General features: G+C 61.1%; 17 protein-coding genes and 1 riboswitch. Of the genes, 6 read left to right on the top strand and 11 right to left on the bottom strand.

The genetic code is table 11. The features are described 5' to 3' along the window. Positions 1 to 166: 166 nt before the first annotated feature. A riboswitch (cyclic di-GMP riboswitch) is annotated at positions 167 to 252 on the top strand. 65 nt (positions 253 to 317) lie between these two features. Further along, positions 318 to 1,739: an N-acetylglucosamine-binding protein GbpA gene (gene gbpA, locus NOM67_RS16450; protein WP_255938759.1), complete on the top strand. Its 1,422-nt coding sequence runs from the start codon at positions 318 to 320 to the stop codon at positions 1,737 to 1,739. Positions 1,740 to 1,889: 150 nt separating this feature from the next. On the opposite strand, the gene NOM67_RS16455 is transcribed toward gbpA, so the two are convergent. The 10 genes from NOM67_RS16455 to NOM67_RS16500 form a co-directional block, all read right to left on the bottom strand. Beyond that, on the bottom strand, positions 1,890 to 2,726 hold the full coding sequence (locus NOM67_RS16455) for a transporter substrate-binding domain-containing protein (protein ID WP_075115973.1): 837 nt from the start codon (positions 2,724 to 2,726) through the stop codon (positions 1,890 to 1,892). Positions 2,727 to 2,861: 135 nt separating this feature from the next. Then, positions 2,862 to 3,524, bottom strand: coding sequence for an amino acid ABC transporter permease (locus tag NOM67_RS16460; protein WP_255938763.1), 663 nt, complete (start codon positions 3,522 to 3,524; stop codon positions 2,862 to 2,864). A gap of 92 nt (positions 3,525 to 3,616) precedes the next feature. Continuing rightward, a complete protein-coding gene (locus tag NOM67_RS16465) occupies positions 3,617 to 4,282 on the bottom strand; it encodes an amino acid ABC transporter permease (protein WP_203119343.1) in 666 nt (221 codons plus the stop codon). After that, positions 4,279 to 5,490 (bottom strand): threonine synthase, encoded by a 1,212-nt coding sequence (locus NOM67_RS16470; RefSeq protein ID WP_255938766.1) that lies wholly within the window; start codon positions 5,488 to 5,490, stop codon positions 4,279 to 4,281. Before NOM67_RS16470 ends, NOM67_RS16465 begins: the two co-directional genes overlap by 4 nt. Positions 5,491 to 5,685: 195 nt before the next feature. Further along, on the bottom strand, positions 5,686 to 6,633 hold the full coding sequence (gene cbl / locus NOM67_RS16475; RefSeq protein ID WP_255938769.1) for an HTH-type transcriptional regulator Cbl: 948 nt from the start codon (positions 6,631 to 6,633) through the stop codon (positions 5,686 to 5,688). Between the two features lie 123 nt (positions 6,634 to 6,756). After that, positions 6,757 to 7,824 (bottom strand): sulfate/molybdate ABC transporter ATP-binding protein, encoded by a 1,068-nt coding sequence (locus NOM67_RS16480; protein WP_255938770.1) that lies wholly within the window; start codon positions 7,822 to 7,824, stop codon positions 6,757 to 6,759. A gap of 22 nt (positions 7,825 to 7,846) precedes the next feature. Further along, positions 7,847 to 8,737 (bottom strand): sulfate ABC transporter permease subunit CysW, encoded by an 891-nt coding sequence (cysW, locus tag NOM67_RS16485; protein ID WP_104015986.1) that lies wholly within the window; start codon positions 8,735 to 8,737, stop codon positions 7,847 to 7,849. After that, positions 8,734 to 9,573, bottom strand: coding sequence for a sulfate ABC transporter permease subunit CysT (cysT, locus tag NOM67_RS16490; RefSeq protein ID WP_201912701.1), 840 nt, complete (start codon positions 9,571 to 9,573; stop codon positions 8,734 to 8,736). Before cysT ends, cysW begins: the two co-directional genes overlap by 4 nt. 252 nt (positions 9,574 to 9,825) lie before the next feature. Further along, positions 9,826 to 10,407, bottom strand: a complete 582-nt coding sequence (locus NOM67_RS16495) for an alpha/beta hydrolase (protein WP_041209034.1) — start codon at positions 10,405 to 10,407, stop codon at positions 9,826 to 9,828. Between the two features lie 62 nt (positions 10,408 to 10,469). Further along, entirely contained in the window at positions 10,470 to 11,471 is a 1,002-nt protein-coding gene (locus NOM67_RS16500; protein ID WP_042030331.1) for a sulfate ABC transporter substrate-binding protein, read from the bottom strand. A 215-nt stretch (positions 11,472 to 11,686) separates the two neighbouring features. Here NOM67_RS16500 and NOM67_RS16505 point away from each other — a divergent pair, with 215 nt between their 5' ends. The 4 genes from NOM67_RS16505 to NOM67_RS16520 all read left to right on the top strand — a co-directional run bounded on the left by NOM67_RS16505 (position 11,687) and on the right by NOM67_RS16520 (position 14,288). Beyond that, positions 11,687 to 12,949, top strand: a complete 1,263-nt coding sequence (locus NOM67_RS16505; RefSeq protein WP_255938774.1) for a DUF4010 domain-containing protein — start codon at positions 11,687 to 11,689, stop codon at positions 12,947 to 12,949. A gap of 86 nt (positions 12,950 to 13,035) precedes the next feature. Then, positions 13,036 to 13,626: a sugar O-acetyltransferase gene (locus NOM67_RS16510; protein ID WP_255938775.1), complete on the top strand. Its 591-nt coding sequence runs from the start codon at positions 13,036 to 13,038 to the stop codon at positions 13,624 to 13,626. Beyond that, the gene (locus tag NOM67_RS16515) at positions 13,623 to 13,961 is read left to right on the top strand and encodes a DUF1294 domain-containing protein (RefSeq protein ID WP_043850033.1); all 339 of its coding nucleotides are present in this window, start codon (positions 13,623 to 13,625) and stop codon (positions 13,959 to 13,961) included. Before NOM67_RS16510 ends, NOM67_RS16515 begins: the two co-directional genes overlap by 4 nt. Before the next feature lie 114 nt (positions 13,962 to 14,075). Next, positions 14,076 to 14,288 (top strand): hypothetical protein, encoded by a 213-nt coding sequence (locus NOM67_RS16520; RefSeq protein WP_041209029.1) that lies wholly within the window; start codon positions 14,076 to 14,078, stop codon positions 14,286 to 14,288. A gap of 67 nt (positions 14,289 to 14,355) precedes the next feature. Here NOM67_RS16520 and yrfG read toward each other — a convergent pair whose 3' ends face one another. After that, the gene (gene yrfG / locus NOM67_RS16525; RefSeq protein ID WP_255938777.1) at positions 14,356 to 15,036 is read right to left on the bottom strand and encodes a GMP/IMP nucleotidase; all 681 of its coding nucleotides are present in this window, start codon (positions 15,034 to 15,036) and stop codon (positions 14,356 to 14,358) included. Positions 15,037 to 15,179: 143 nt separating this feature from the next. Between yrfG and nudE the strand changes: the two genes are divergently transcribed. Continuing rightward, entirely contained in the window at positions 15,180 to 15,788 is a 609-nt protein-coding gene (gene nudE / locus NOM67_RS16530) for an ADP compounds hydrolase NudE (RefSeq protein WP_255938779.1), read from the top strand. Positions 15,789 to 15,805 lie beyond the last annotated feature (17 nt).

Below are 15,805 nucleotides of genomic sequence, written 5' to 3' on the forward strand. Positions count from 1 at the left end.
ATTCAACGGTATTCGACGCCATTCACAAATTAGAGAACAGTTTAAAAACAGTCAGTTAGAATGATCCATGTGCCGTTGAACGGTGCATTTAAACATTTAACTTCAAATAATTAATCAATGCAGTGCACAATGGTGATGGCCGAACATTTGGCCCATCACTAACCATCTAGTCATTTGGCAAACTGACCGAAAGGTCGGGACGCAAAGCCTCCGGTCTACAGACGTTTTGTCCAGGATAGCGGGGTTGCCACACGCAAGTGTGCATCGGGGAACTCCCCGGCCAACTGACTGCCCACATCTATCGAACAGAGGAATGTATGGCAGCAAAAATCCAACTCAATCACATCGCAACGGTGCTGGCCCTGCTAGCCAGCGGCAGCGCCCTGGCTCATGGCTACATCAACCAGCCAGAGAGTCGCAACTACCTGTGCAAAACCGGTGGCAACAGCCAGTGTGGCGGCGTGCAGTGGGAGCCCCAGAGCGTGGAGGGCCCATCAGGCTTCCCGCAAACCGGCCCGCAGGATGGCCAAATCGCCTCGGCGGGCAGCCCGCGCTGGAGCGAGCTGAACATCCAGACCAGCGACCACTGGACCAAGCGTGAAGTACAGCCCGGCCCCTTTGCCATCAGCTGGACCTTCACCGCCAACCACGTCACCCGTAACTGGCGCTACTACCTCACCAAGCAGGACTGGAACCCCAACCAGCCGCTCACCCGCGCCTCGTTCGACCTGACCCCCTTCTGCGTCATCGACGGCAACATGGTGCAGCCGCCCAAGCAGGTGACCCATAACTGTGTCCTGCCGGAGCGCACCGGTTATCAGGTGATCCTCGGCGTGTGGGAAGTGGGCGACACCAGCAACAGCTTCTACAACATCATCGATGCCAAGTTCAAAGATGGCAGCCAGCCGCCGCTGGAGTGGAGCCAGGCAGGCACCATCTACCCCTCTATCGACCTCGCAGTGGGTGACAAGGCGATGACCCGGGTATTCGATGCCAACGGCGAGCGCCCCGATCTGCAGACCGTGCTGACCATCACCACCGCCGAGCAGGGCCAGAAGAACAGCTGGGCTCATGCCCTCGCCAGCAAGATCAACGCCGAACAGAGCCTGATCCGCGCCGGTCAGCAAGGAGCCGATGGCCAGTTCAATCCGGTCTACGGTATGAACCCCGTCTATCTGCATCGAGACAGCAAACTGGATCGAGTCGAGATTGACCTGCAACAGCTGCAACCGCCAGTGGTGGACAGCATCAGCATCAGCGGTCTGGCCAGCGACTATGTGCTGGACAACGGCAAGGCAACCCTCGATTTCACCGTCACCGCACAGGGCGATCTGGCCGTCACCAATACCCTCTATGACCACGGCGGCGTCGCCAAGGGTGAAAGCAGTGCCGACATCAAGGACAGCAGCCACACCTTCACCATGGCGCTGGAAGGTCTCAAGGCTGGTCACCACCAGCTGGTGATCAAGGCCACTCCGAAAGCGGGCGGCGAGACCATCCAGCAGACTATGGACCTGATGTTCAAGGAGCAGAGCAGCGGCGAATACGACTTCGTCTTCCCGAACTCGCTCAAATCCTATGCCGCCGGCACCAAGGTGCAGCAGCCGAAAAATGGCAAGGTCTATCAGTGCAAGCCCTTCCCCTACAGCGGCTACTGCCAGCAGTGGACCACCACAGCCACCCAGTACGAGCCGGGCATCGGCTCCCACTGGCAGATGGCGTGGGATGAAGTGCACTAACCCACGCTTGGGCACATAAAAAAGGGCGTCCTCTCTAGCAGGGGACGCCCGGAAAAATCAAACCTTGCGGTTTGCATACCAACGGAACCAAGACCTCACTCTTCACTTACTTCACACACTCAACACACTCTTCAAAACAGGGTTTGTCCATTAACCCTGCCATTTTCCTCCTTCGACAATCACATCATTCGGATCGGTATCAGGGCTCAGCTTGTCACGCACATACTGGTCATAGAGTTTCAGCAGGTACTTCTCCTCACCCAGCTTGGCGAGACGGTCGTTGACCCAGTCACGCAGCTCGATATTGCCCTTCTTCACCGCCGGGGCGATGGGATCTTCCGAGCCCAATTTCTCGGGCAATACCCGATAGCCCGGGTTCTCCTTGGCCCAGCTGAACAGCACCAGGTTGTCCTGGGCATAGGCGTCGCCACGGCCCTGCGCCAGCGCCTGCAAGGACTCGGTGTTCTTCTCGAACTTGAGCACCTTCCACTCCGGATGGTTGCGGGTCAGCCAGATGTCGGCCGTGGTGCCGGTGGTCACGATCAGGGTCTTGCTGGCCAGATCATCGAGCTTCTTGGCTGAGCTCCCTTCCGGCACCAGCACCTGTACCGCCACTCGCAGGTTCGGGTTGGTGAAATCCACCACCTCGCGCCGCTCCGGGGTCACCGTCATATTGGCGAGGATCAGATCCACCTTGTCGCTCTGCAGGAAGGGGATGCGGCTGGCTGGCTCCACCGCCACGAATTCGATCTTGTTCTCGTCCCCCAGCAGATCCTTGGCGAAGCGGCGGCCGAGATCGGTGTCAAAACCGACGTAGTTCCCCTTCTCGTCCACGTAGCCAAACGGCGGCTTATCGGTGAAGACGCCGACGATGAGCTTGTCCCGCGCCTTGATCTTGTCGAGAGAACCGTCCGCCGCATGGGCGGCGCCACTGGCGATACCCAGTCCCAATAAGGCACTAAGCAGAACCGAGGTGATTTTTTTCATGCTGACTCCTTTCGTTTGATGACATTTGTATAAGAAAACTTGGCGAGGAACTGGCGCGCACGCTGAGGCTGATCCGATCCAGCACCAGATTCGGGCCGAACTGTTTACTGACAGAACCGAGTTCAAGCAGAGGTGTCATACCGCATTACCCCATTGTTGCTCCAGCCGGCGCGAGGCGAGCGAGAGCGGATAGCAGACCAGAAAAAAGAACAGAAACAGCAGACCGTATATAAGCAGCGAGCCATAGGTGCGCTCGATTATCTGCTGGCCCACCTTGATCACCTCCACCACCCCGATCAGCACCGCCAGCGAACTGGTCTTGATGATGCGGGTGTAGATGTTGATGGTCGGCGGCGTCAGCCGCTGCAACGCCTGCGGCAGCAACACATGGCGATAGAGCTGCCAGGTCGAGAGCCCGAGCGCCAAGCCGACCTCCTGCTGACCACGGGCGAGGGAGTTGAGGCCACCACGCACCACCTCCCCCACCTCGCTGGCGCCCCAGAGGGCGAGTACCAGCACGGCGCACCAGAAGGCCGGAATATCGAGGCCGAAAAAGATCGGCAACCCGAAGAAAAAGAGATAGAGCCACACCAGCACCGGCACCACCCGAAACAGCTCGAGATAAAGCCGCAGCAGCCCCCGTACCGACCGACCACCCTGTTGTGCCAACACGCCGTAAGCGACACCGCCGAGAGTGGCAAACAGGATGGCCAGCAGCGAGATGGCGAGGGTCTGACCCGCGCCCACCGCCAGCAGTGGCAGCGCCTGCGTCAGCTGTTCAGAAATTTCACTGACCATATTGATCCCTCCCTTCCTGCGTCTTGGTGACGAGATACGGTGGCCGCTGGAAGATAAGTGCCCACATCGGGATCCTCGCCTGCATCAACGATTCAGTGACCGAACTGACCATGTTGCAGCCTCCTTTCAACGACTCGCAGAGCGAGAGAGAGCGGCAGAAAGATCAGCACGCACATCAAGGTCAGCACCGCCAGCATCTCGTAGGTCTTGTAGTAGAGGGCGATGTAATTCTTGGTGGTGTAGAGCAGCTCTGGCACCGCCACCGCCGAGGCCACCGTCGTCTCCTTGAGCAGGAAGATGAAGTTGGCAAACAGCGCCGGCAAGCTGGCGAGCCAGGCCTGGGGCAGCTGCACGTGGCGCAGCAGCTGCCAGCGGGAGAGACCGATGGCCCGGCCAGCCTCCAGCTGACTGGCGGGCACCGCCTGAATGCCCGCCCGCAGCGCCTCGGTCAGATAACCACCACCGAGGAAGGTCATGGCAATCACCGCAGTGGTAAAGCCCGACAGCGACAAACCGAGCGCAGGCAGCCCGAAATAGAGGAAGAAGAGCTGGATAAGCAGCGGCGTGTTGCGAGCCAGCTCGACATATCCACGGATCAGTGCGGTTAGCGGCCGCTTGTGCAGGCTCAACAGGGCGACGTTGAGCAGGGCGACCGCCAGCGAAGTGAGGATCACTATGGCTCCCAGTTGCAAGGTGACCCAGACCGCCTTGCCGAAGGCGGGCAGCGTCGTAAGGATAAAGGGCAGATCCAGATTCATGCCGGGATCCTCCCGTCACGCTGCAAACGCTGGGGCAGCACAGTGATAGCATCCGGGTACTTGATGCCTGCACCGGTATTGAGCACGACAACCTGCTCCTGCTCCCGGATCCAGCCCGCCTCGCGCAGTTGACGAGCGGCAGCAAACGCGGCGGCCCCTTCCGGGCAGACAAAGCTCCCTTCGCGAGAAGCAAGCAGGCGGATCTCGCTCTGGATCGCCTTATCATCCACCGCGATGGCGCAACCCTCGGTGCGATAGAGGGCGTCCAGCACCAGAAAATCCCCCAGCGCCTTGGGCACATTGATGCCGAATGCCAGTGTCCGGGAGTCGGGCCAGAAGCTCGACTCGGCGGCTCTCTGTTGCCACGCCTGCACGATGGGCGCGCAACCGTTCGCCTGCACGGCCACCAGCCGGGGCAGCTCACCCTTGACCCAGCCCAGCTCCTGCAGCTCGCGCAGCCCCTTGTAGATACCGATAAGGCCGACCCCGCCACCGGTGGGATAGATGATCACATCCGGCAGGGTCCAGCCCAGCTGTTCGGCAATCTCCAGCCCCATGGTCTTCTTGCCCTCAATCCGGTAGGGCTCCTTCAGGGTTGAGGCATCAAACAGGGCGTGCTCCGCCACCGCCTGCGCCACCTGGCGACCGGCATCGCTGATCAGGCCATCCACCAGATAGAGACGGGAACCGGCGAGGGAGGTCTCCAGTCGGGTGATGGCGGGAGCGGCCTGCGGCATGACGATGGTGCTGCGCAGTCCGGCGCGGGCACCGTAGAGCGCCCATGCAGCCCCTGCGTTGCCGTTGGTCGGCATGGCGAAGTGGGTGACGCCGAGTTCACGCGCGCGGGAGATGCCCACTGCAGCGCCACGAGCCTTGAAGGAGCCGGTCGGAATGACGCTCTCGTCCTTCATCCAGAGATCCGGAATACCGATCTGTTTGCCCAGCGTGGGCAGCCGTAGCAGCGGGGTAAGCCCCTCCCCCAACGTCACAACATGGGCGGGATCCCGCACCGGCAGCAACTCGTGATAACGCCACAGGCTGGCCGGGCGACCCGACAATGCCGCCGGGTGCCAGGCTCGCTTCAGCGCATCGAGATCGTAGTTGGCCAGCAGTGGTGCACCTGCCCGACTCAGTTGCCAGGGTTGGTCGGCATCATGGATCTCGCCACTCTTGCTGCAACGCAGATGTGATAGGTAGCTATACGGCATGCTTTATCCTGAATGGATCGACTTTGGTCAGTCACTTATTCCATCCTGCAATCCAAGTACCGGATAACAAACAAAATTAACTGGCAAACCTAAGTGAAAAAATTCATATGAAGCCGTCTGTTTTCGCTGGCGATCTCATCTGCCAGCAATAAAGAAGGGGAGCCATTGGCTCCCCTTCTGCTCTTCTCTTCCGATTCAAATCTGGAAGTCGATGGCAGGCTCGCTGCCCATGGCGCGGGCCTGAATATCCGCCAGCGCCAGCTCGGGGTTGCAGAGCTGGATAAACTGCCAGGCAAAGTTGTGCTGGAACTGCCCCTGCTTGAGGCCAATCCAGGCGGTGTGGGGGGCAAACAGATGGCTGCCGTCGAGCTGCACCAGCCCCTGATCCCGCTGCGAGTCGAACGCCATGTCGGCCAGTATGCCGACCCCCATCTCCAGCTCGACATAGGTCTTGATGACATCGGAGTCCTGCGCCGTCAGCAGGATCTGCGGTTCAATGCCAGCTGCAGCAAAGGCTTCATCCACCCGCACCCGCCCGGTCAACCCGTCTTGATAGGTGACGATGGGCCAGTTGGCCAGCGCCGCCAACGTCAGATCCCGCTCGCCTGCCAGCGGATGTTGCTCGGGCACCACGATATTGTGGTGCCAACGGTAGTAGGGGAATGCCACCACCCCTTCGCTCTTGTCGAGCTGCTCGCTGCTGATGCCGATATCTACCTCGCCGGTCTGCACCAGCCGCACTATCTCCTCCGGGCTGCCCTGACGCAGCTCCAGCTGTACCAGCGGGAACTGCTCGCGAAACGCCTTCACCACCCGCGGCAAGGCATAGCGCGCCTGGGTATGGGTGGTCGCCACCAGCAAACGGCCCGAGTCGCGGTTGGCAAAGGTGCTGGCCAGTTTGCGGATGTTGTTGGCGTCATTGAGAATGCGCTCGGCAATCACCAGCAGCTCCTTGCCCGGCTCGGTCATGCCGAGCAGCCGCTTGCCGTAGCGGATGAACAACTCGATCCCCAGCTCCTCTTCCAGCTCGCGGATATGGCGACTCACCCCGGATTGCGAGGTAAAAAGGGCGTTGGCCACCTCGGTCAGGTTGTAATCCCGCCGCGCTGCCTCCCGGATAATTCGTAACTGCTGAAAATTCACCTTGTCGCCTCCTGCGAAGAGTGGGCGACACAATCTGGTCACCCCCTCATTTTTGTTATTTGGCCGGATCATGCCCCGGCAGAGCGCCTGAACCCGGGTAGCCATGCCACCCGCAACACAACATCAAATCTGGTAATCGGGATAGAACTGCGCCTGTCTGGCCACCAGCCGTACCCCCTGTCCCGGGGCAAACTGCTTGGCCGCCTCCTTGCTCAGCTCCGCCTCATAGTGGGCCCCTTTGGTTTCGCCATCGCCACGCAGCTCCACCCGAATGCGTGGCCCCATGGGCAGCAGACGGGTGATGGTGGCGCGGATCCCGCCCGGCGCATCGGCTGGCAGAATCTCCAGTTCATGGGGACGAACATAGGCGATGGCGGCACTGCCGTGGGCCAGATGAGAAGCCGACGGCCCGCCGAGCAGCTGCTCGCCGACACCGAATCCCTGCTCCGCCACCCGACCGCGGAACTGGTTCACACTGCCGAGGAAGCTGTGGACGAAGGAGCTGGCAGGCTGGTCGTAGACCTCGGCCGGGGTGCCGATCTGCTCGACCCGTCCGGCGTTCATCAGCACCACCCGATCCGCTACCTCCAGCGCCTCCTCCTGATCGTGGGTGACGAACAGGCTGGTGACGTGCAGCTCGTCGTGCAGCTCGCGCAGCCAGCGGCGCAGCTCCTTGCGCACCTGCGCATCGAGGGCGCCGAAGGGCTCGTCCAAGAGCAACACCTTAGGCTGCACCGCCAGCGCGCGGGCCAACGCAACCCGCTGACGCTGACCGCCGGAAAGCTGGGTCGGATAGCGCTCGGACACATGGCTGAGCTGCACCAGATCCAGCAGCTCCTTGACCCGGGCACGAATGGCCGCCTCGGCCGGGCGTTCACTGCGCGGTTTGACCCTAAGGCCAAACGCTACGTTTTCGAACACCGTCATGTGGCGAAACAGGGCGTAGTGCTGGAACACGAAGCCGACGTTGCGCTCACGCACATGGAGATCCGATGCGTCCTCGCCACGGATGATGACGTGGCCAGAGTCGGCCTGCTCCAGCCCGGCGATGATCCGCAGCAGGGTGGTCTTGCCACAGCCGGAGGGGCCGAGCAGCGCCACCAGCTCACCGTCGTGAAAGTCGAGGTTGATGTCTGCCAGCGCCGCGTACTGATTGAAATGCTTGTTGAGTTGTTGAACCTGAATGCTCATGGCTGCCTCTTTAAAACGGTGATCAGTGAGATTTGGTGGGCTGGGCACGCAGCCGGGCCAACAGGGTTTCACCCAGCAGGGTGAAGATCCCGAACAGAGCCAAGAGGCTTGCCACTGCAAAGGCGGCGCCGGTCTGGTACTCGTTGTAGAGGATCTCGATATGCAGCGGCAGGGTATTGGTCTGGCCGCGAATATGACCGGAAACCACTGACACGGCGCCAAACTCCCCCACCGCGCGGGCGGTACAGAGCAGCAGGCCGTACATCAGGCTCCAGCGAATGCCGGGCAGGGTGACGCGCCAGAACATCTGCAGACCGCTCGCCCCCAGCATGATGGCCGCCTCCTCCTCTTCCGGGCCACGCGCCTCCATCTGGGGCAGCAGCTCGCGCACCACGAAGGGCACGGTAATGAAGGTGGTTGCCAGGATGATCCCCGGGGTGGCGAAGATGATCTTGATGTCGTGTTCGCTCAGCCAGTCACCGAACCAGCCGCGGCTGCCGAACATCAACACCAGCATCAGACCGGCGATCACCGGCGACACCGAGAAGGGCAGATCGATGATGGTGATGAGCAGCTGCCGACCGGGGAAGCGGAAACGGGCGATGGCCCAGGCCGCAGCGATCCCGAACAGCAGATTGAGTGGAACGGCGCAGAGGGTCACCAGTGCGGTCAGACCGAGGGCGCTCAGGGCATCCGGCTCGCTGATGGCGTGCCAGAAGAAGGCCAGCCCAGGGCTCAGCGCCTGAATAAAGACGGTGGCCAACGGCAGCAGCAACAGGGCGGCAAACCAGCCGAGACCCACCGTGATGAGCAGCCATTTGACCCACTGGGGTTCGCGGATCACTGGAGGTGCCTTGCGCACGGGAGCAACCTCCACAGGGGCGACTTCAAGGGCGAGTGTCGATGCGTTCATATCCGGCTCCCTCCGATACGAGACCAGCTCCAGGCCTGCAACTTGTTGATTAGCAGTAACAAAATGAATGAGATCAGCAGCATCACCACGGCAATGGCAGAGGCGCCGGCATAGTCGTACTCCTCCAGATGGCTCATGATCATCAGCGGTGCGATTTCCGAGACCATCGGCAGGTTGCCGGCGATAAAAATGACGGAGCCGTACTCCCCCACTGCACGGGCAAACGCCAACGCAAAGCCGGTGAGCAGGGCAGGGATCAGGGTCGGCCAGAGCACGTGGATAAAGGTCTGCCAGCGATCGGCACCGAGGCTGGCGGCGGCTTCCTCCTGCTCGCTCTCAGCCTCTCGCAGCACCGGCTGCAGGGTGCGCACCACAAAAGGCAGCCCGATAAAGGTGAGTGCGATCACGACGCCGATGGGATTGTAGGCGAGCTGGATGCCGAGCGGCGCCAGCAGCTGGCCGATCCAGCCGTTGGGGGCGAAGATGGCGCAGAGGGCGATGCCGGATACAGCGGTCGGCATGGCAAATGGCAGGTCGATCAACGCATCCACCAGTCGACGACCGGGGAAGGTGTAGCGCACCAGGATCCAGGCCAGGATCAGGCCAAACAGGCTGTTGAGCAGCGCCGCGACAAAGGCAGCACCGAAACTCAGGCGAAAAGAGGCGAGCACCCGGGGTGAACCAATCACCTGCCAGAACTCGGCAGCGGTTAGGTTGTTCGCGGCAAACAGCACCAGCGCCGAGAGCGGCAACAACACCAGCAGGCCCAGATAGAGCAGAGTAAAGCCGAGGGTCGGGCCAAATCCCGGCAGGACTGAGTAAGAACCAAATCGCATAACGATTCCATTTGTTATGAAAAACATCAGATGTAGCGATTCTGCTTACTCTCCTTTTAAGCAACAAACACCATTTGCGACTTTGCTAATTACTTTTTTGTCTAACAACGGTGGAACAAGGCTTTTAGAGCGATCCAAATAAAAAAAGGTCTTTTATATAAATAAAAGACCTAAGAAATGGAGCAATACGGAGCGCAACATTCAAAGAGCAGGGCTCGCAACAGCTCACCCGATAACATATCCCGCCATTGGTTAAGGGCCGATGGCAGAGACAACAACAGTTCTGATAGCCGAAGCCGCTTGCGGAGCAACCACCAGCTCGGCCCGGCGATAGAGAGAGCCAAGCAGCTCCAACCCCTGATGCCAGTCGCCATGACCGGACTGGGCATTGATATGGCCCGCGTTGCCAGCGTCGAACAAAGGCACCTGCCACTGACGACTCCAGTATTCGGCCCGCTCGAAGCTCATCCAGGGATCGTTGCGACTGGCCACCAGCTGGGCGGAGACTTGCAACGGCCCTTCCAACCGTTCATCGACAATCCCGAAGCGGGCCGGGTCAGCCGGTGCCACCAGAAAGAGCGAGGCGACCTTCTCCGGCTGCAATCTGGCTGCCGCGATGGCGGTCAGGGCACCGAAAGAGTGGGCCACCAGATGGACCCGACTGCGGCGACTTCTCAACTTGCTCGCCAGCTTGGCACTCCAGACCGTGAGATCCGGTTTCTCCCATGGCAGACCCGTCATCCGTTGCCAGTAGGGAAAGTGCTCGTGCCAGCGACTTTGCCAGTGATCCGGCCCACTGTTGTGCAGACCGGGAACCAGGAGGATCTTGTTCATCTTGGTGCTCCTATCGGCTGGCACAGGGGCCAGTTCAAAGGGGTTATACGGAGTTACCTGCCTCAGCCACCGGGTTGGTAGATCTGGTCAAACAGACCGCCCTGTGCGAAGTGTTTCTTCTGGGCTTTATCCCAGTTCCCCTCGATATCCTTGACCGTAAAGAGTGCGAGCTTGGGGAACTGATCTGCGGTCTCTTTCAGGATCGCCGGATTGCTGGGGCGGTAGTGATACTTGGCGACTATGTGCTGCCCCTCGTCGGAGTAGAGGTAGTCGAGGTAGGCCTTGGCCACCGTTTCGGTGCCATGCTTCTTGGCGACCTTGTCCACCACCGCGACCGGCGGCTCAGCCAGTATGGAGACCGATGGCACCACCAGCTCGAACTTGTCGCTGGCACCGGGTTGACCAAGTACCAGCAGGGCTTCGTTCTCCCATGCCAGCAGCACATCGCCAAGGCCACGCTCGATAAAGCTGGTGGTGGCGCCGCGGGCGCCGGAGTCCAGCACCTTCACGTTCTTGTAGAGATCGCCGACAAACTGCTTGGCCCCCTCTTCATTGCCACTCTTCTTCAGGGCATAACCCCAGGCGGCGAGATAGTTCCAGCGGGCACCGCCGGAGGTCTTGGGATTGGGGGTCACGATGGCCACATCCTTGCGCACCAGGTCGCCCCAATCCTTGATCTGCTTGGGATTACCCTTGCGTACCAGGAAAACGATGGTCGAGGTGTAGGGCGCTGCATTATTGGCCAGACGGTTCTGCCAATCCGCTGCGATAAGACCTTGCTTGGCAACGGCGTTGACGTCGTAGGCAAGCGCCAGCGAGACCACGTCAGCTTCCAGTCCGTCCACTACGGCGCGAGCCTGCTTGCCAGAGCCACCGTGAGACTGGCTCACCACCACATCGTCACCGGTTTTGGCCTTCCACTCCTTGGCAAAGGCTGAGTTGTACTCCTGAAACAGCTCGCGGGTCGGATCGTAGGAGACGTTGAGCAGGTGCACTTCCGCGGCGTAGGCCTGGCCAAAGGCCAGCACGGAGAAGAGGGAGAGAGCGGTCATTCGCAGTTTCATGGTGATACTCCATATCGTTGGGTTGAGAGCAGCATGCCGTGGAGTTGTTATACCGAGAAGAAAGAAATAACTATTTGCTTATCTCTTTTGCTCATATCAAGCGGCCACACGCCACAAGGAGCCAGACGCAGACTCTGTGAGCCATACCCCTCTGTGACCTCAAGCGCTGTGCCATCATGGGAACAAGGCAGGCAGATGACGAAAAGGAAGTCGTTATGTGGATCAATGCAGAACCCGTCAACGGTGCCCTGGTCTCGCTGGCCATCGGCCTCATCATCGGACTGGAACGGGGCTGGCAGGTTCGCCAGCTGGGTGATAACCAGCGCATCGCCGGGATGCGTACCTACGGCCTCATCGGCCTGCTCGGCGGGGTCTGCGGCTTGCTGCTGCCGACCCTGGGCCCCTGGCTGCCGCTGCTCGGCCTGCTGGCGGTGGTGATCGGCTGCGGCCTCTCGGTCTGGCTGGCCCAGCGCTGGCAGGGGGAGTTCGGTCTCACCAGCTCGGTGGCCATGCTGCTCACCTATCTGCTGGGGCTGATGTCGGTACTGCTGAGCCCGAGCGAGGCGGTGGCCTGCGCCGTGCTGGCCGCCCTGCTGATGGGGCTCAAGGGCAAGATCCAGCAGGGGATGCTGTTTCTCAGCGAAACCGAATTCCACGCCACCCTGCGCTTTCTGCTCATCTCGCTGGTGCTGCTGCCGGTACTGCCCAACGAGGAGATGGGGCCCCTCGATGCCTTCAACCCCTTCAAGATCTGGCTGATGGTGGTGGTGATCGCCGGCATCTCGTTCTGCGGCCACTTCGCGGTGCGGCTGCTCGGCACCCGCGCCGGACTGGTGCTCACCAGCATACTGGCGGGATTGGCCTCCTCCACCGCCCTTACCCTGCAGTTCGCCCGTCTCAACAAGGAGCAGGGGGGGCTGGAGCGACTGCTGGCCACCGGCATCCTGCTGGCGGGGGCCACCATGTGGCTGCGGCTGCTGGTACTGGTGCTGCTGATTCACGGCGAACTGGCGATGCGCCTCGCCGCCCCGCTCGTGTTGCTGGCGACCACGGTGTACGGCTTTGCCTTCTGGTTCTGGCGCCAGCGCGAGGAGGTGACTGACGGCCCGGTACAGCCGGAAACCAGCAACCCGCTCGATCTGACCACCGCCATCAAGTTCGGCCTGCTGTTGGCGCTGATCGGCTTTATGGCAACTCTGCTGCAAGACAAGGTAGGCAACTCGGGGGTCTATCTGCTGTCGCTGGTTTCAGGGATCACCGACGTGGATGCCATCACCTTGTCGCTCTCCCAGCTCTCCCACAAGGAGCTGGCGCTGGAGGTGGCGGCCCGCGGCATCCTGCTCGCCGGTTTGATCAACTCGCTGGTGAAGGGGTTGCTGGCCCTCGGCATCGGCGGTCGCAGTCTGGGGCTGCGGGTGCTGCTCCCCTACTTCGTCTCGGCCCTGCTGATCCTCCCCCTCGTCTGGCCAGCAGGATGACGGGGATCACCTGCCAGAAGTGACAGACTGACGCCTCTCGCGCTTGTCACGTATACTGCCCCCTCTTGCAGCATGAGGAGGTAGCAATGGCGAGCGACTGGGACAAGGTACTGGCTGGCGGGGCACTGGACAGCCAGAGCGAGGAGATTGCGAACGACCGGATCCGCGGTCAGGCGCTGCTGGCCCGGCTCAATGGTTCACCTGCAGGCGATGGCCCTCTGCGCCAGCAAATTTGCCGCGAGCTGTTCGGCCACTGCCCCGACTCCTGCTGGATCAGCACGCCCTTCACCTGCGAATTCGGCCGCAACATTCATATCGGCGAGAAGACCTTCTTCAACTTCAACGTCACTATTCTCGACGTGGGCGAGGTACACATCGGCAGCCATGTGCTGCTGGCCCCCAACGTGCAGATCTACACCGCCACCCACACCATGAACTATCTGGAACGACGCAACTGGACTGCCTACAACAAGCCGGTACGGATCGGCGATGACTGCTGGATCGGCGGCGGCGCCATCATCTGCCCCGGCGTCACCATAGGGCCGCGATCCATCATTGGCGCTGGCGCCGTGGTCACCCGCGACATCCCCGCCGACTCGGTGGCAGTGGGCAATCCGGCCAGGGTGATCCGCACTCTCAAGCAGGATGAGGAGCGCTGCTGGGAGCTGGCCCAATGATGGCGCTGGCACTGCTGCCACTGGGCTGGACCCTCTGGCTCGGCCTCGACAGCCAGCAGTGGTGGCCACTGGCCGCACTGCTGACCATGAGTCTGCTGACGCTGGCGGCCTACGCCTGGGACAAGCGGCAGGCGGTGCGGGGCGAGTGGCGCATTCCCGAATCGAGGCTCCATCTGCTGGAGCTGTGCGGCGGCTGGCCGGGGGCACTGGTGGCCCGCCAGTGGCTACGTCACAAGACCCAGAAGCGCAGCTACCGGCTGGTCTTCTGGTTTATCGTGCTGCTGCACCTCACCCTGTGGGCGCTCTGGGTCGGGCGGCCACTCTGGCAGCAATAGCTGTCTGCGTCACAAAGGGACAATGGGCCCCATTGCGGCCGCCCGGCGGCTATGAGAAAACAGAGCAGATCTCATCAGCGTTTTCGCCGTCTATAGACGACAAGGAGTCGTGACATGACCATGTGGACAGGCATAGTCCTGATCGTATTTATCAGCGTATTGTTCGGATATCTCGGCAAGCGGGCCCGCTATCAGATGGGGGATGCCCGCATCACCGACCGCCTCGGCAGGCAGGATATGATCATCAGAGAGTTGCAGGAGCGGATCGCCAATCTGGAGGCGATCGTCATCGAAGAGGAGAAACGGCGCCCGTTCCGGGAGCTGTGATCTTTCACCGCCAGGTTTCAGATACAGAGAGGGCTGCATGATGCAGCCCTCTCTTGTTTGAACTGATTCAGATTGCCAGCGGCAGCAACTCGGCATAGTCGCGGATCGCCGGAAAAGCGGTAATGCTCTGCTCCGGCTTGCAGCTATCCGGATTCTGGATCGCCAGCTGATAGCCGATGCCATAGTCGGCGGCAGCCCGCAGGATCCGCTCACTGTCATCCACAAACAGGGTGCGGGCCGGATCGAACGCCAGCCGCTCGGCCAGTGCCTGCCAGCAGTGCTGGCTCTCCTTCGACCAGCCCAGCTCATGGGTACTCACCATCAGATCCAGATGGTCGCTTAGTCCCAACTGCGCATCCTTCACCGACAGACTGGCGGGGTGGGCATTGGTGAAAAGCACCAGCTGCTTGCCCGCGGCGCGCAGCGCGGCCAGAAAGGGGATGGCGTGGGGGCGCCACTGGATCTTCGCCAGCAGCTCCTGCTTGAGGGCTCGAATATCGAGCCCCAGGGTCTCGCTCCAGTAATCCACGCAGTACCAGTTGAGGGTGCCGTTGACGGCGTGATAGTGGACATCGATCTGCGCTTTGGCTTCATCCAGCGGCAGACCAAGCCGCTCGGCGTAACGCTCCGGCACCAGCTGCTGCCAGAGGTGGTTGTCAAAATGCAGATCGATCAGGGTGCCATCCATATCGAGCAAGACGGTATCTATCTGGTGCCATGGCAAGGTGTTTGAGCGGGAGTGTGGCATCGGGCCTCTTGATCGCGGATCTCGGAAAACGGGACGGCAGTATAACGGATTTTTCCTCCCCCTTTCCCCTCCCTGCCCCGTGGTGTTCGGTGTGGGAGTCGTTTACTCTTGAAGCACGATTTTTTAACGAGCCGTCACCCCTGATGAGTGAGCACCACAAAAGCCCCCCCGAACAGATTTCGATCGACCAGCTGGAGCAGGAGAAGAGCAAACCGGAGATCCTCAAGGCCGAGATCGTGGCCGAGAGCCGGCTGTTCAGAGTGGAATCCCTCCACCTCAAATTCTCCAACGGCGAGGAGCGGGTCTACGAGCGGATGCGCGGCGGCAATCGTGGCGCCGTCATGGTGGTGCCGCTGTTCGATGAGCAGACCCTGCTATTGGTACGCGAATATGCCGCCGGCACCCACTCCTACGAGCTGGGCTTTCCCAAGGGGCTGATCGACCCGGGCGAAGATGCCTTCGAGGCGGGCAACCGGGAGCTGATGGAAGAGGCGGGCTTTGGCGCCAACAGCCTGACCCTGCTCAAACAGGTGTCGCTGGCGCCCGGTTACTTCTCCAGCCGGATGGACATTTTGCTGGCGCGGGATCTCTTCCCCGAACACCGGATCGGCGACGAACCCGAACCGCTGGAGGTGATCCCCTGGCCACTCAACCGGATCGATGATTTGCTGGCGCGGCCCGACTTCACCGAGTCGCGCAGCATCAGTGCCCTGCTCTTGGCCCAAAAGTGGCTGGCGGAGCAGGCAGAGTAGCCCGCAGACGGGCAGTT

Origin of the sequence: Aeromonas sp. SG16 (assembly GCF_024436135.1) — a bacterium.
Classification (GTDB): Bacteria; Pseudomonadota; Gammaproteobacteria; order Enterobacterales; family Aeromonadaceae; genus Aeromonas; species Aeromonas jandaei.

Bases quoted from the DNA above. Each gene is read 5' to 3' on its own strand.
- NOM67_RS16465 (WP_203119343.1), bottom strand. From the start codon at position 4,282: ATGAATCTGGATCTGCCCTTTATCCTTACGACGCTGCCCGCCTTCGGC.
- yrfG (WP_255938777.1), bottom strand. From the start codon at position 15,036: ATGCCACACTCCCGCTCAAACACCTTGCCATGGCACCAGATAGATACC.
- NOM67_RS16505 (WP_255938774.1), top strand. From the start codon at position 11,687: ATGTGGATCAATGCAGAACCCGTCAACGGTGCCCTGGTCTCGCTGGCC.
- NOM67_RS16460 (WP_255938763.1), bottom strand. From the start codon at position 3,524: ATGGTCAGTGAAATTTCTGAACAGCTGACGCAGGCGCTGCCACTGCTG.
- NOM67_RS16515 (WP_043850033.1), top strand. From the start codon at position 13,623: ATGATGGCGCTGGCACTGCTGCCACTGGGCTGGACCCTCTGGCTCGGC.
- gbpA (WP_255938759.1), top strand. From the start codon at position 318: ATGGCAGCAAAAATCCAACTCAATCACATCGCAACGGTGCTGGCCCTG.
- cysT (WP_201912701.1), bottom strand. From the start codon at position 9,573: ATGCGATTTGGTTCTTACTCAGTCCTGCCGGGATTTGGCCCGACCCTC.
- nudE (WP_255938779.1), top strand. From the start codon at position 15,180: ATGAGTGAGCACCACAAAAGCCCCCCCGAACAGATTTCGATCGACCAG.
- NOM67_RS16455 (WP_075115973.1), bottom strand. From the start codon at position 2,726: ATGAAAAAAATCACCTCGGTTCTGCTTAGTGCCTTATTGGGACTGGGT.
- NOM67_RS16520 (WP_041209029.1), top strand. From the start codon at position 14,076: ATGACCATGTGGACAGGCATAGTCCTGATCGTATTTATCAGCGTATTG.
- NOM67_RS16510 (WP_255938775.1), top strand. From the start codon at position 13,036: ATGGCGAGCGACTGGGACAAGGTACTGGCTGGCGGGGCACTGGACAGC.
- cysW (WP_104015986.1), bottom strand. From the start codon at position 8,737: ATGAACGCATCGACACTCGCCCTTGAAGTCGCCCCTGTGGAGGTTGCT.
- NOM67_RS16495 (WP_041209034.1), bottom strand. From the start codon at position 10,407: ATGAACAAGATCCTCCTGGTTCCCGGTCTGCACAACAGTGGGCCGGAT.
- NOM67_RS16500 (WP_042030331.1), bottom strand. From the start codon at position 11,471: ATGAAACTGCGAATGACCGCTCTCTCCCTCTTCTCCGTGCTGGCCTTT.
- NOM67_RS16470 (WP_255938766.1), bottom strand. From the start codon at position 5,490: ATGCCGTATAGCTACCTATCACATCTGCGTTGCAGCAAGAGTGGCGAG.
- NOM67_RS16480 (WP_255938770.1), bottom strand. From the start codon at position 7,824: ATGAGCATTCAGGTTCAACAACTCAACAAGCATTTCAATCAGTACGCG.